At 65.6% G+C, this 13,667-nt stretch carries 12 protein-coding genes and 2 pseudogenes; 9 read left to right on the top strand and 5 right to left on the bottom strand.

Translation table 11 applies throughout. The features are described 5' to 3' along the window. The 5 genes and pseudogenes from ACZ7FF_RS43860 to ACZ7FF_RS43880 form a co-directional block, all read left to right on the top strand. Positions 1–1,518: polymorphic toxin-type HINT domain-containing protein (locus tag ACZ7FF_RS43860; RefSeq protein WP_470820230.1), on the top strand; the 1,518-nt coding region annotated here is incomplete at its 5' end. Further along, on the top strand, positions 1,512–1,988 hold the full coding sequence (locus tag ACZ7FF_RS43865) for a barstar family protein (protein ID WP_470820231.1): 477 nt from the start codon (positions 1,512–1,514) through the stop codon (positions 1,986–1,988). The genes ACZ7FF_RS43860 and ACZ7FF_RS43865, both read left to right, overlap by 7 nt. A gap of 389 nt (positions 1,989–2,377) precedes the next feature. Next, positions 2,378–2,629: pseudogene (locus ACZ7FF_RS43870) on the top strand (IS5/IS1182 family transposase); the annotation flags it as partial. Positions 2,630–2,633: 4 nt separating this feature from the next. Beyond that, entirely contained in the window at positions 2,634–3,263 is a 630-nt protein-coding gene (locus tag ACZ7FF_RS43875) for a DUF4291 domain-containing protein (RefSeq protein WP_470820233.1), read from the top strand. A gap of 216 nt (positions 3,264–3,479) precedes the next feature. Beyond that, the gene (locus ACZ7FF_RS43880; RefSeq protein WP_470820247.1) at positions 3,480–4,664 is read left to right on the top strand and encodes an IS701 family transposase; all 1,185 of its coding nucleotides are present in this window, start codon (positions 3,480–3,482) and stop codon (positions 4,662–4,664) included. A gap of 413 nt (positions 4,665–5,077) precedes the next feature. On the opposite strand, the gene ACZ7FF_RS43885 is transcribed toward ACZ7FF_RS43880, so the two are convergent. The 4 genes and pseudogenes from ACZ7FF_RS43885 to ACZ7FF_RS43900 form a co-directional block, all read right to left on the bottom strand. After that, on the bottom strand, positions 5,078–5,239 hold the full coding sequence (locus ACZ7FF_RS43885; RefSeq protein ID WP_470820235.1) for a helix-turn-helix domain-containing protein: 162 nt from the start codon (positions 5,237–5,239) through the stop codon (positions 5,078–5,080). Positions 5,240–5,410: 171 nt separating this feature from the next. Next, a pseudogene (locus tag ACZ7FF_RS43890) lies at positions 5,411–5,699 on the bottom strand (transposase); the annotation flags it as partial. A 122-nt stretch (positions 5,700–5,821) separates the two neighbouring features. Next, positions 5,822–6,025 (bottom strand): cold-shock protein, encoded by a 204-nt coding sequence (locus ACZ7FF_RS43895; protein WP_470820237.1) that lies wholly within the window; start codon positions 6,023–6,025, stop codon positions 5,822–5,824. A 490-nt stretch (positions 6,026–6,515) separates the two neighbouring features. Then, positions 6,516–7,040, bottom strand: coding sequence for a transposase (locus tag ACZ7FF_RS43900; protein ID WP_470820239.1), 525 nt, complete (start codon positions 7,038–7,040; stop codon positions 6,516–6,518). Positions 7,041–8,140: 1,100 nt separating this feature from the next. Here ACZ7FF_RS43900 and ACZ7FF_RS43905 point away from each other — a divergent pair. Beyond that, positions 8,141–11,569: a glycosyl hydrolase gene (locus ACZ7FF_RS43905; RefSeq protein WP_470820240.1), complete on the top strand. Its 3,429-nt coding sequence runs from the start codon at positions 8,141–8,143 to the stop codon at positions 11,567–11,569. A gap of 657 nt (positions 11,570–12,226) precedes the next feature. Here ACZ7FF_RS43905 and ACZ7FF_RS43910 read toward each other — a convergent pair. Next, positions 12,227–12,397, bottom strand: coding sequence for a hydrophobic protein (locus tag ACZ7FF_RS43910; protein WP_470820241.1), 171 nt, complete (start codon positions 12,395–12,397; stop codon positions 12,227–12,229). Between the two features lie 138 nt (positions 12,398–12,535). Here ACZ7FF_RS43910 and ACZ7FF_RS43915 point away from each other — a divergent pair, with 138 nt between their 5' ends. The 3 genes from ACZ7FF_RS43915 to ACZ7FF_RS43925 all read left to right on the top strand — a co-directional run. Continuing rightward, a complete protein-coding gene (locus ACZ7FF_RS43915; protein ID WP_470820242.1) occupies positions 12,536–12,709 on the top strand; it encodes a CsbD family protein in 174 nt (57 codons plus the stop codon). A gap of 99 nt (positions 12,710–12,808) precedes the next feature. After that, positions 12,809–13,180: an ALF repeat-containing protein gene (locus ACZ7FF_RS43920; RefSeq protein WP_470820244.1), complete on the top strand. Its 372-nt coding sequence runs from the start codon at positions 12,809–12,811 to the stop codon at positions 13,178–13,180. Next, positions 13,177–13,667 (top strand): ALF repeat-containing protein (locus ACZ7FF_RS43925; RefSeq protein WP_470820246.1); only part of this gene is annotated, 491 nt, incomplete at its 3' end. The genes ACZ7FF_RS43920 and ACZ7FF_RS43925, both read left to right, overlap by 4 nt.

Below are 13,667 nucleotides of genomic sequence, written 5' to 3' on the forward strand. Positions count from 1 at the left end.
CAGGACCAGGCTGCCGACTGGGCGAAGAAGGCCGATGCGTCGGCCAAGCAGGCCAAGGGCTACGCGGACCAGGCGGCCAAGTCTGCCAAGGACGCGCAGGCTTCCGCCGACCAGGCGGCCACCTCCGCTCACACTGCCGCCAAGGCTGCCGCCTCCGCCACCCAGTCCGCCAACGCCGCGGCCGTCTCCGCCGTTGATGCTGCGGGTTCCGCCCAGTGGGCGCAGGCCTCCGCCGCTGACGCCTACAGCGCCGGAGAGCGGGCCCGGGCCTCCGAACTCGCGGCCGGCAAGGACTCCAAGGCCGCCGACCAGGCCTTCAAGGACGCCTTCCAGGCGGCCGTGGAGAAGAAGGAGGCCGAACGCAAGGCCGCCGAGAAGGACACCGGGAGCCAGGCCGAAGCCCGCTACCGATGCGGTGTTCTGGGCTGCGACGCCGTCGAACGTCCGGCGCGCTGGTGCCAGCACAACGAGACCTTCTGCACGATCCTCTCCCAGGCTCCCGCCGCCAACGCGGCGATGGAGCAGCTGTGGAACGTCGAGAAGGACCTCCTCGGCCTCGGTCAACTCGACGCCTGCAAGGGCGGCGACCCCGTCTCCTGCCTCCAGCTCGGCGAAGACCTCCTACTCAGCTCCAAGTTCAAGCTCCTCGAACGCGGAATGGAAGCGCTGGAAGACCTGCGCGCCGCCCGCTATGCGAAGGGGTGCACCCAGTGCTTCCCAGCAGGCACCCAGGTCCTCATGGCCAACAGCCACACCAAGAGCATCGAGTCTATTCAGCCCGGTGACACCGTCGTCGCCACCGACCCGCTCACCGGCCGCACCGCGCCTCGCAAGGTCCGTCGTCTCATCATCACCGACGGCGACAAACACTTCGACGAACTCACCATCGCCACCCCCGACGGACTCCGGAAACTCACCGCCACTTACGACCACCCCTTCTGGAGCCCAACAGCACACCAGTGGGTCAAGGCCCACGACCTCACACCCGGCAGCACCCTTCTCAGCACCAACGCCACCACCGTACGCGTCGAAGTCAACCGCACCTTCGACCAGCACACCCGCACCTACAACCTCACCGTCGATGACCTCCACACCTACTACGTGCTGGCTGGCCGGACCCCAGCACTCGTCCACAACAGCAACTGTTTTTCCAATGGGGCGACCCTGGGAGACACAGGTCGTCTGGAAGGGTGGATACCAAGCTCCGTTCCATCCGAGAGCATGGAAGTCATCGATGACCTGAAGAAATACGGCCATGATGCAACTGGATGGGGTTCTCAATTTCAGGGGCCGAAGTCCCTGGAGCCTTTTGAGAACCGTGGTACAGGGGGTGGATACAAACTTCCCGCACATACGCCGGACGGTTCCCCTATCACGTATCGTGAGTACGGAACAGCGCAGTCGCCCAACAATCCGAGACCAGGGGGAGAGCGCATCGTGATGGGCAGCGACGGATCCATCTACTACACTCCGACGCACTATCAGACCTACATCGTGGTGGAGCCGCCGAAGTGGTAACGGAACAGGGTCGATGGGCTGCCATCAAACCGTGGTGTCATATCGCGACTCCTGGGGCGCACGCACCAGTCACGGAACTGATTCCCCCGGGCGGCCTCAACTTTGTGGCCTCCGTGGAGGGTGCGGGTGCGCTCAGTGTCGACGACGTGTTTCAGAAATTCTGGGACGCGTTCAATCTCCCAGACTATTTTGGCTGGAACTGGCCTGCACTCCATGATTGCCTGAGAGACCTGAGTTGGCTTCCCAGTGATCAGTACCTACTGGTGATTTCCGACGCCGAAAAGTTGCTTCCTGACGACCAGGAAGATCGGCTTCAGCTGTTCAGGATCATCGCCAAAGTTGGAAGAAAGTGGTCATATGTAAAACATCCCGAAGGGGTAGAGGTCGGGAAGTTCGGCATCGTACTGCTTTGTGATGAATCGAGTTTCGAAGAAATGAGGCAGCTTTTCGAAAACCTCCTCGACTCTTGACGCCACAAGAGCTTGCGAGATGACCGTGTGCCCTGTCGGGTTAACCCGACAGGGCACACGCGTCCCACCGAACTCCAGTGGACCGCCGGCGGCGGAATCATCATGCCCATCGCATACTGATGCCGATTAGCCGTTCGATCTGTTCGGAGGTCCGGGTGGGGAATGTGATGACCGCGGCCGAGCAGGCTCTGACGCGTTCCGGAAGGGCAGGGCATCGCCTGGCCGGTAGGGGTTCCATGCCGACAAGGCGGCGTTGCACTGGGTCGGGGGCGCCGAGGCTCCGTCCGTCGCTCGGCCGGCTGACCCCCGTCGAATTCGAGACCGTCATGACCACACCGGCCCTCCAGGCCGCGTAACCGAACCTGTCACCCGAACCTGCAGCAGACCCATACGACTTCGACCAACTGCGGCGGTGGCTGCGCTCCCGCAACATCACGCCCCGCATAGATCGCCGAGGCGTCAAGGACTCTCGTCGACTGGGCCGCCATCGCTGGACCGTGGAACGTACGGTGGCTTGGTTGTCGGGATGCCGACGACTGTACCGTCGCTACGAGCGCAAAGCGGAACACTTCCTGGCTTTCGCCGGCATCGCCGCCGCCCTGATCTGCTACCGGAGGCTCAGCAACCCGGTGCCCAGGTAATTCGATGGCGCGCATCGAGCAGTGTCCGCACGCTGTCACCGTGGCAGAACTCAAGCACCAGATCCGCGCCCGCTACACCGACTCCACAGTCATCGTCTACCAGGCATACCCGCCAGAGCTCGGCCTGCCCGCAGCCCGACAGGGTCGCTTCCCGACGGCCTGGCAGCGAGACCGGATGACGTGGATCAAGCCGTCCTTCCTGTGGATGATGTATCGCTGCGGATGGGGAGCCAAGGAAGGGCAGGAGACCGTCCTCGCAGTCGAGATCACCCGCGAAGGCTTCGAATGGGCGCTGGAGTACGCGTGCCTGTCCCACTACGAGCGCGGACTGCACGTCGACCGAGCAACCTGGAAGCGGCAGTTGAAGAGGGCCTTGGCGCGTGTCCAATGGGACCCCGAGCGTGATGTGCATCTGCAGCCCCTTCCTCATCGCGCGCTGCAGCTCGGCCTCGTCGGCGAAGCCGCACACCGCTACGCAGACGAGTGGACGGTTTCCATCACCGATGTAACTAGCCTCGCGCACGAGATCCACGGGCATGTTCGGGGCGGCGACCTGGACACCGCCCATCAACTTCTTCCCCATGAATCCCCCTACCCCGTGCCCGACGGACTCCTGGACCATCTGCGCCAATGAGTCCAGTCACCAGTTGAGATGTTCTCTAAAACACGTGGCCTGCGCCTCCTCCGCCGTATCAGGTTGGGAGATCGCCCGAAGCTGCTCGTAGCGCCTGTCGACCTCTTCTTCACTCCCGTCTCAGTCGGGCAGTGGGCCATCGGCGACGAACGCCTGCACCTAGTACTGCAACGGTGGTTGCCGTGACTGATGGCCAGGTCGGTCGTTGGTGTGGTTATGGGTGGGGATCTTGCTGATGTCAGGCTGTGGGCGCGTGAACTTGACGCGGTGCATGAGCGGTTCGTGCACCGTTTCAGCAGGTCGGAGCCGCGTGAGTCGGCGCTGGCCTATATGCGGGGGCTGATTGCTCCGCTGCAGCGCAAGAACGGTTGGACGGTAGCGGAACAGGCCGGTCATGACGGTCCGGACCGTATCCAGCGAATGCTCAACCGCATTGAGTGGGACGCCGAGGAGGTCCTCGATGACGTCCGTGACTACGTGGTCGAGCATCTCGGTGACCCCCAAGCGGTCCTCATCATCGACGACACCGGATTCCTGAAGAAGGGAACGCGGTCGGCCGGCGTTCAGCGGCAGTACTCCGGCACGGCCGGACGGACGGAGAACTGCCAGGTCGGTGTGTTTCTCGGGTATGCCACCGAGCGGGGCAGAACGTTGATCGATCGCCGCCTGTATCTGCCTGCTTCCTGGACGGACGACCGCGAGCGGTGTCGCCGGGCCGGCATCGGTGAGGAGGTGACGTTCGAGACGAAGGTGTCCATGGCCAAGGCCATGGTCCGCAAGGCCATCGCGGACAAGATCCCGTTCGGTTGGGTGACCGCGGACGCGGCCTACGGCTTCTCCAAGGGCTGGCGGTTCGAGCTCGAGCAGGCCGACGTCTTCCACGTCATGGCCACCACCCGGCATGACACCGTGGTCACGCGCTGGGCCCTCGACCACCCTGTCCACGACCTGTTCAATGGACTGCCGCGGCAGAAGTGGAAGCGTCGCTCCTGCGGAGCGGGCGCTCACGGCCTGCGTGTTTACGACTGGGCTCGCGTCGAGGTGCGGCCCTGGCACCGCGAGGATCGCCGGCACTGGGTGATTGCCCGCCGCAGCGTCCACCGGCCCGACGAGATCTCGTACTACATCGCCTACTGCCCCGCCGAGACCACCCTGGACCAGCTGATACGTGTCGCGGGCAGCCGGTGGGCCATCGAGGAATGCTTCCAGACCGCCAAGCAGGAATGCGGCCTGGACGACTACCAGGTCCGCCGCTACCCCGGCTGGCATCGCCACATGACCCTCGCCATGGCCGCCCACGCCTGCCTCACCATCCTGCGAGCCCGCCAGCTGGACACAGACAAAGCAGAAACGGATCCTCCCAACTCATCCACCTCAGCCTCGCCGAAATCAGACGACTGATCACGCGTCTGACCAACCGCAGACCAATGGCTGTCGAGCACATCCTGCACTGGTCAGCCTGGCGTCGACGGCGCCAACACCAAGCCCGCATCAGCCACTACAAGCGCCGCGGACACAGACCCTGACCTGGCCATCAGTCACGGCAACCACCGTTGCAGTACTAGCCGTCACGGCGAGGCACCATGGCAGATCATTCAGCCACTGTCGCTGTCGGCATGGCGCCTGTGCCCGCTGTGTACCCGTCTGGTCAGTTGGGGCCGTCTCTGGGCTGTCAGAACTTGGTCTTGCCGGAGACGAACTTGTCCCGGTCCTTCCGGCCTGCGGCGGGGCGTCGCACGCGGATCTCCGTACCGTCGATGATTCCGGTCTGATCACCGGCGCCCAGGTGCTCGATGACCCAGCAGTGGCCGGACCTAGCAAATCGCGCGCGTGATGGTGGAGCGGTCCACACCGAACCAGCAGGCCAGCACGTCGTGTGTAGTGCCATGGCGCAGACTCACCCAAGTGACCAGCAGGCGGTCGACGAAGACGAACCTGTGCCTCGCCTCGCCCCCGCTCCCACAGCCCGCTGCCACGGCCGAGCCGCGAGCCGAGCCAGATGCTGCTCGCCCCAGCCCCCATCATGGACATTTCAACGAGCTACCCGGCGCCGAGCCACGGCCAACCATGCACAAGGTCGTAAAGGCTGTCCCGCAGTGATCCATTGACTCTGGCCGACAGGGTCGGGGCGTCCGCGTTCGGCCTGACTACCCCGCGAGGGCGAGGTTGTGGAGGCGGACGATGGCAAGCATGGCGTGATGCACGCCGTCGCCTTTCCAGCGGCAGTTGCGAAGGATCTTCCAGCTCTTCATCCGGACGAAGGCGTGCTCCACCCGGGCGCGGACCTTGCGATGTGAGCGTCTCCTCCTCCTTCCAGGCCGGAAGCCCTTCCTGGTCGCGTTCGCGACGATGTGGGATCACCAGCCCAGTACCGCGGTAGCCGCCGTCGGAGATCACCAGGGTGTCGCCGACGGCGGGCTTCGCCCCGGAAAGCTCGCCCCGGGCCCGATAGACGCCCGTCCCGCCGTGAGGACCGGAAACCTCCGACGGGGCACGTAGAAGCGAAGAGGCCCCAGCCGGTGGTGCATTCCGGCTGGGGCCTCTTCGCTGTTCTCTCGTTACAGGGGGCGGATGTTCTCCGCCTGCGGGCCCTTCTGGCCCTGCGTAACGTCGAACTCGACCGTCTGGCCTTCCCGAAGCTCACGGAAGCCCTGGGTGGCGATGTTCGAGTAGTGGGCGAAGACGTCGGGGCCGCCACCCTCCTGCTCGATGAAGCCGAAGCCCTTTTCCGCGTTGAACCACTTCACAGTGCCCTTGGCCATGTCTGTCTCCTTCGAAGGGACTCGTATCGGGTCTCGCATCGTGCGGGATCCGGAGGTGATCGCCCTGGTCCGGAGAGGCGTTGAACAGCAAAAACGCCCGCGATTGCGATCACGGGCGAACGGGACTTCGGAACCACGACTGCTGGGCACCACGCTACACCGGCTGGTGAGCCTCGGCCACGCGGCTCCGGCCATCGTGGCGTGTTGCCCCGACGTGCCGCATGCGTGCCAACCCCTCACAACAGCCCAGGTCAGTGGCTGGCAACCGCATTGCCCATGCGGTTGGGGGTAGTGGGCGCTCTGCTTTTCCCGCGACCCAGACTCAGTCCGCAGCGGGTTTCGGTCCCATCCGGCGGGCCACGCTGGCGGCCGCCTCCGGGGTAACCAGCTGCACCCCGCGCCGGAAGACGCCCTTCACGACGAAGAAGCCCGACAACGGGAGTGTAAATCTAACGGCCTGTCTCACATTCGGTGGTGACGGAGTGTGCCGCTATCCGAGGAGGATGCGGTGGCGAAGAAGGGCGAAGCCTGCTCGTCCGTGCATCGGGCGCGCGATCCGCTTGGTCTTGGTGTTGACGCCCTCGGTGAGGCCGTTGCTGTACGGAAGTGTGAGCGCGGCGATCACGGCGTCCCGGTCTCGGTCCAGACCCCGGGTGAAGGCGTGCAGGTGCGGTAGATGGGCTGCGTGGACCTGGACGATCCAGTGCGAGAGCCTGCCTGTATTTCCTGCGCAAGGCGACAGGAGCTCGCCGAAGTCCGCGACGATGACGGGAAGTTGGATCATCTTGGGGCATGTTGTGATGGTCCGGTCCAGCAGATCGCGCTGCTCGGCTTTGAGGTTGTCGGGCCTGGTGAGGATCATCCGGGCGAGCCGGCGCAGCGAGATGTGGCTGCGGTGCCGCCGACGCAGAGCGAAGTCGTCGACGCCGATCACGCGGGGCATCCGCCCGGTCGGCAACGGGATGCGCAGCAGGGTGCGCAGGGCTGTGTGGCGAGACAGACCCGCCGCGAGCATCGCCGGCAAACGTGATCCCGCTCGGCCCGCTATCGGTAGTTCGTTGGTGGCACGCCTGGACGGATACCGACCCACCCTCCGAGCTCCGGGCCCTGATCGACGCGGTCACCACCGGACACGGCATTGACCGCTACCTCCGGATTTAACGAACTACCGGTAATTCGGAAAAAACCCGGCACGATTCCACCCCTGTTCGATCCGCTTCAACACGGCGACCCAACAGGGAAGATGACGCAGGCAATCAGCTCATCTAGCCGACTGAGAACGCCCATCAGCCCTGCTGTAGTGCTGTGGCTGGACGGCAGAGGCACCTCACCCCGGACGAGGCAGTGGTCGGCTCGGCCGGGCTGCGTCCATGCCGGCACGTGTTGTGGGGGCTGCGCTGTGCGGAGCCTCTGCATCGGCGACGGCGGACTCTGTCTTTCCGTCACGGTCGGCGTGGACAGCTGCCGGGCGCCTTCGACGCGCCAGCTCGCCCGGCCTCCGGGCGTCCCCACGCTCCGAGGCCCCAACACCACGGGAACTCGGCCTTCCCGCCCCAGCCACCATGCTGCCCATCGTGGAGGTCCGCCGAAGCAAACGGGACCGGGTGTCTGTTACGGTTTGCCTGGGAAAGTTAGCTTCGAGGTCCATGTTGCCTTGCAAATGACGGCGTGATCTTGTAGCCGTGCCTATGACTACTACGGGCCCAAACGTTCTTCCGGCCCCCCTGGTGGCGTCGTCGGGGCGAGCCAACCGAAGCGGAGGATGCGGTCCGGCTGCAGGAGCCCCTTCGCAGTCGCGGCGCGAACCACCTGGGCCTTTTTCGGCCAGTGGTCGACAGTGCGCATCCAGAGGCAGCGTCTCTGGATGCGCGACCTCATCCGCGAACAGGTCGGACAGTGACGGTCGGTTGAACGATCATCGCACTTTGTATTGACGCCTCCACGAAGCAGACCTAATCTTCCCCGATTGAGAGCGCTCTCAAGCTCTACCGCCCGGGCTATCCGTCAGTCTTGCCTGGGATATGAAGGTTCATCGGACCAGCCATCCGTAGACCCGACGCACCCGTTGGCGACGGGTCATGCGTACGCTCCCGGCTCATGGTGAAGGGTGCCCGAATGTCAAGGAACAGTGATCAGCCATTACGGACGGCGCCGTGGTCCGCGCCGCGGCGGAAGGCGGCGGTCTTCCTGGCCGTCGCTGCTCTACTCGGCGCGGTGCTCACCGTGCTCAACTCTGCGGCGGCGGGCGCCGACACGGTGGGCGCGGGCAGTTACACGACCGCGGCGCCCGGCCCGCTGCCCTCGGGATGCGCCGACCTGTCCACCAACCCGCGCCACTGGGTGACGGCCAACGCCCCGTCCGGTGCCGTCCCCACCAACGACTGGTGGTCGTCGATCCTGTGGAAGCGCACCAACTGCGCATACGGGGAGCCCCTGTTCGCCCAACCGCTCGGATTCCGGGCCCAGTCCGCAGGGCTGGGCTTCTCCTACAGCACGAAGCCGACGATCTCCGGCAGCGGCAAGGGCGTGGGCGAGTACCACTTCGACTACGCCGAGGACTTCGTCGCCGGTGTATCCGGTCTGGCCGCTCCGGAGGTGAAGGTCGACGACTGGAGCGACTGGACCGTCAGCCCCTATCTCAGTGACGGCGCACACTCCCTGAGGGCGACGATCGGCGCCGGCCTGCCGTTCGCCTACTTCCGAGCGACTGGCGGTGACGCACAGATCAAGGCCGCCTCCAACGCCACAGTGAACGTCTGGTCCAATTCTGGCTCGACGATCGGCTACACCGTCAACGGGCACGATTACGTCGCCTACGCTCCGACCGGTGCCACCTGGTCGGTCAGCGGCTCCACTCTCACCTCCTCGCTCGCGGGCAAGGACTACTTCTCCGTCGCAGTACTGCCGACCACGCCGTCCACCTCGACCGACGACCGCGCCGCGCTTGCGTCCGAGTACGCCAAGTACGCCTACGACCCCGTCACCAGCACGGCCGTGTCCTATCGCTACGACGAGGCGGACAGCACCGTCACCACCACGTACCGCTTCACCACCACCGCCCTCGAGGGCTCGGAAACCGGCACGGTCGCGGCCCTGCTGCCACACCAGTGGCGCTACCTGGCCGACGGCAGCCCGCTGCCGCAGACCTACATTTCGTCCCGCGGCCCGCTGAAGGTGCTCACCGGTATCACATCCTTCACGACCTCGATGGTCTTCCACGGCGTGCTGCCCGAGATACCGGCCGTCGCCGACAGCTCCGGCGCCGACGCCACGACACTGCAGGACTACCTCGACGCCGAGAAAGCCGACCCAACCCGCCAGCAGAGCGACGACACCTACTGGACCGGCAAGGGCCTCGGACGCGCCGCACGCCTGGCGGAGATCGCCGACCAGACCGGCAACACCGACGTGCGCGACGCCGCCCTGTCCGCGATCAAGTCCAAACTCACGGACTGGTTCACCGCCTCGCCCGGCAAGACGGGCCACCTGTTCTACTACGACCACAACTGGGGAACCCTGATCGGCTACCCGGCCTCCTACGGGTCCGATCAGGAGCTGAACGACCACCACTTCCACTACGGCTACTACATCGCCGCCGCAGCGACCCTCGCCAGGTTCGACCCCACCTGGGCCGACGCCGACCACTACGGCGGCATGGTCGACCTGCTCATCCGGGACGCCAACAACTACGACCGCACCGACAAACGCTTCCCCTACCTGCGGGACTTCGACATCTACGCCGGCCACGACTGGGCTTCCGGCCACGGCTCGTTCGCCGCGGGCAACAACCAGGAATCCTCCTCCGAGGGGATGAACTTCGACAACGCGCTCATCCAGTGGGGCATCGCCACCGGCAACAAGACCGTCCGCGACGCCGGCATCTACATGTACACCACCCAGGCCGCCGCCATCGACGACTACTGGCTCGACACCCACCACCAGATCTACCCCAGCGACTTCCCACACAAGGAGGTCGGCATGGTCTGGAGCAACGGAGGCGCCTACTCCACCTGGTTCTCCAGCGCCCCCGAACAGATCCAGGGCATCAACCTGCTCCCTGTGACCGGCGGACACCTCTACCTCGGCAACGACCCGGCCTACGTCAGGGCCAACTACCAAGAGATGCTCAACCAGGCCGGCAAGACACAGCCCGGCATCTGGACCGACATCTGGTACGAATACCTGGCCCTTGGCGACGGCGACGCAGCCCTGGCCGACTTCCGCGCCAACAACTCATTCACCTCCGAAGAAGGCGAAAGCAAGGCCCACACCTTCCACTGGATCCGCAACCTCGCCGCCCTCGGCACCGTGGACACCACCGTCACCGCCGACAGCCCGATGACCGCGGTCTTCGTCAAGAACGGCAAACGCACCTACGTCGCCGCCGACACCAACGCGACCGACACCACCGTGCACTTCTCCGACGGAACCACCGTGCACGTACCCGCTGGGAAAACGGTCACCACCGGCGCCTACACCTGGAGCGGCGGCAGCGCGCCCGGCGGCACAGGACCCAACCCCACCCCCACGCCGACCGGTGGCTCGGGTTCGTCGCCCACGCTGTACTTGAGCGGTGACGGGACGCTGGCGCAGACCGCCGGAAGCGCAGGTGGTGTGACGGTGGCGTCGGCCGACGGCGCCAACCATGACGGCAGTCCGTACAAGCCGGTGACGTTCACCGCTTCCGGACTGGACATGAAGTACGACGGCGGGAAGACCCAGTTCGACCTCGCTCTGGACGCGAAGGACGCCGTGGGTAACGGAGTCCAGATGCAGGTGTCGTACGACTGCACCGGCAATGGGAAGTGGGACCGCGTCGAGACTTACCAGTACTTCGCCACCGACCCGGTCCCGGGCTGGGAGCACTACACCGACAAAGCCGGACTGGCCTCCGCGAGCGGTACGCCCTGCGATCTGACAAACGGAACCGTTCAGGTCAAGGTCTGGAACGCCCTGGGCAACGCCCCCACCACCCTCGGCACCGGAAACCAGTCGACCCTCCAACTGCCCTACACAGCCTCCAACGGAGGTTCCACACCGACGCCCACTCCGACGCCGACCGGTGGCTCGGGTTCGTCGCCCACGCTGTACTTGAGCGGTGACGGGACGCTGGCGCAGACCGCCGGAAGCGCAGGTGGTGTGACGGTGGCGTCGGCCGACGGCGCCAACCATGACGGCAGTCCGTACAAGCCGGTGACGTTCACCGCTTCCGGACTGGACATGAAGTACGACGGCGGGAAGACCCAGTTCGACCTCGCTCTGGACGCGAAGGACGCCGTGGGTAACGGAGTCCAGATGCAGGTGTCGTACGACTGCACCGGCAATGGGAAGTGGGACCGCGTCGAGACTTACCAGTACTTCGCCACCGACCCGGTCCCGGGCTGGGAGCACTACACCGACAAAGCCGGACTGGCCTCCGCGAGCGGTACGCCCTGCGATCTGACAAACGGAACCGTTCAGGTCAAGGTCTGGAACGCCCTGGGCAACGCCCCCACCACCCTCGGCACCGGAAACCAGTCGACCCTCCAACTGCCCTACACCTGATCCGATCAAGCCCGCGACAGGCAGGAGCCGTCAGCACGCCGAGGAGCCCTGAAAGACTGAGGGCTGGAGGCAGGTCTGTCACAGCAAGTGGCCCGGGAACCCGTCTGTCCTGACCGCACCCGCTCCCCAGACCACCGAATCCGCAGCCCGTTCAGGAACGGGTGCGGTCTATGCAGTACGGCCACAGAGGACATGTGTGCGACGACCGGCTCGGGATTGTCGACCGTGATGATGCCAGGCCGGCCGACCCTGGCGCACGGCCGGAACGCGTTCCCCCGGAGAGTGTTTGTGCGGTCCTGTTGGATGTGTCAACGCTTCGCGAAAAGTGACCCTCTGCCAAGTCCGCGGATTCTAACGCTTGTCGCAACATTCCTTAATCATCCTGGAGTGTTGATGGCGAGGCGGGGACGCAAGCGCAGGCTGGGACTCGAGGCCGAGTACTGGCGCCTTCTGGCGGCCGGGGTGGGCAGCGTCGAGGCGTGCAGACGCCTTGGGATCGGGCGCGCAAGACGGGCTACCGGTGGCCGGCGGAGAACGGTGGCCTGCAACCGGACATCTCCCGGAGGCCTCGTGTTCGGGACGCGCCTCGGGTATGCCGTCGGGGCCCGGCCAGCATGCTGGCCGGGCCCCGACGGTCGGGATCGTGGGTCAGTCAGGTCACCATCGGTACCAGCGGCCGCGTCCACCGTCGGCATTAGTGGAACGCATGACAAAGCCGAGAAGCCATAGCACCAGGACGGCGACGGCGACCCACCAAAGGACCTTGATGGCGAAACCGGCGCCGAAAAGGATCAGTGCGAGAAGAAGAACAAGCAGCAGGGGAACCATAGTTATTTACCTCCTGCGCTTCCAGTTGCCCTCCTATGCTGGGCTCATTCCTCGAGGACGCCTTGTTTGTGAAAGGGAAGTGGGGGCACAAGGCCTCTGCCGCGACGGTGGCGAAAGAGCTATGAGGAGGCACGTTCCGTGACTGCTGGTGAGAAGGCCAAGGCGAAGACCGAGCAGGCCAAGGGCACGGCCAAGGAGACTGCGGGAAAGGCCCTCGGTAACGACCGCATGGCCGCCGAGGGCCAGGTGGAAAAGAGCACCGGGGATGCCCGTGAGGCCAAGGAAAAGGCCAAGGAAGCCTTCAAGCACTGACAGCTGCGCCCTGGCGTGAGACGAAGGGGGCTGTTTTCGGGCCTGGCTCGAGACGGCCTCCTTCTGCCGTGCAGATGCTGTCGTCAGTCGATCCGTGTAGTGCGCGACCAAGTGGGCACCGGTGATCGCTCGCCAACGGGTCTGAGCGGGCCCGGAGCCGACCTCAAGACCATCGCCGCGGCCAGCCGCAAGGTCGCACTCGCGACGATGCAGAGCGGTCAGCCGTGGAGCAGGGGCGCCGCCGAGGAAGCCCTCACCGGAACCGACCAGGACGTCGTCGACTACCTCACCACCCGCCGGGTCCAGGCCGCCCACCAGGACGACCGCTACCGCGTGCAGACCCTCGCCCAGGAAAGTTCCCTGGCCTCGGTGCGCAGCGCCGCCGAGGAGGCGCTCAAGGCGACGACGACCAGGTATCGGCGTTCCTCGCCACCGGGCAGTACGAGGCCGGGGCGCAGGACTTCCGGGTGAACATCGCCCAGATCATCGACGCCGGCGGACCGATCGTGAAGGAGGCCGGCCGCCCCGCGCTGGACTCCGACGACCCGCAGAAGTTCCGCCAGTTCCTGACCACCGGGCAGTACGAGGCGCGGACCCAGGACGAGCGTGTCCGCTCGGCCCAGCTGATCGACAGCGGCGGGCCGCAGGTGAAGTCCGCAGCCAGGATCGCGTTGGAGGGCCCCGACGACCTGCTGGACGAGTTCATCCAGGTCGGGCAGTACAAGGCACAGCGCCAGGACTTCCTCGGCGCCACCCACACCGCGCAGATCGCCCAGCTGATCGCGGACGCCGCCGGAGTCGCGGCCACCGCCCAGCAGAACGCCGCCCAAGCACACAGGGCCGCCGCTCTCGCGGTCAAGGCCCAGGACCAGGCTGCCGACTGGGCGAAGAAGGCCGATGCGTCGGCCAAGCAGGCCAAGGGCTACGCGGACCAGGCGGCCAAGTCTGCCAAGGACGC

The sequence above is a fragment of the Streptomyces sp. NPDC037126 genome, from assembly GCF_055605965.1.

What these genes read in the sequence shown, in the direction of transcription:
- ACZ7FF_RS43875 (WP_470820233.1), top strand. Translation starts at nt 2,634, where the DNA reads ATGGCGCGCATCGAGCAGTGTCCGCACGCTGTCACCGTGGCAGAACTC.
- ACZ7FF_RS43880 (WP_470820247.1), top strand. Translation starts at nt 3,480, where the DNA reads ATGGGTGGGGATCTTGCTGATGTCAGGCTGTGGGCGCGTGAACTTGAC.
- ACZ7FF_RS43895 (WP_470820237.1), bottom strand. Translation starts at nt 6,025, where the DNA reads ATGGCCAAGGGCACTGTGAAGTGGTTCAACGCGGAAAAGGGCTTCGGC.
- ACZ7FF_RS43900 (WP_470820239.1), bottom strand. Translation starts at nt 7,040, where the DNA reads ATGCTCGCGGCGGGTCTGTCTCGCCACACAGCCCTGCGCACCCTGCTG.
- ACZ7FF_RS43905 (WP_470820240.1), top strand. Translation starts at nt 8,141, where the DNA reads ATGTCAAGGAACAGTGATCAGCCATTACGGACGGCGCCGTGGTCCGCG.
- ACZ7FF_RS43910 (WP_470820241.1), bottom strand. Translation starts at nt 12,397, where the DNA reads ATGGTTCCCCTGCTGCTTGTTCTTCTTCTCGCACTGATCCTTTTCGGC.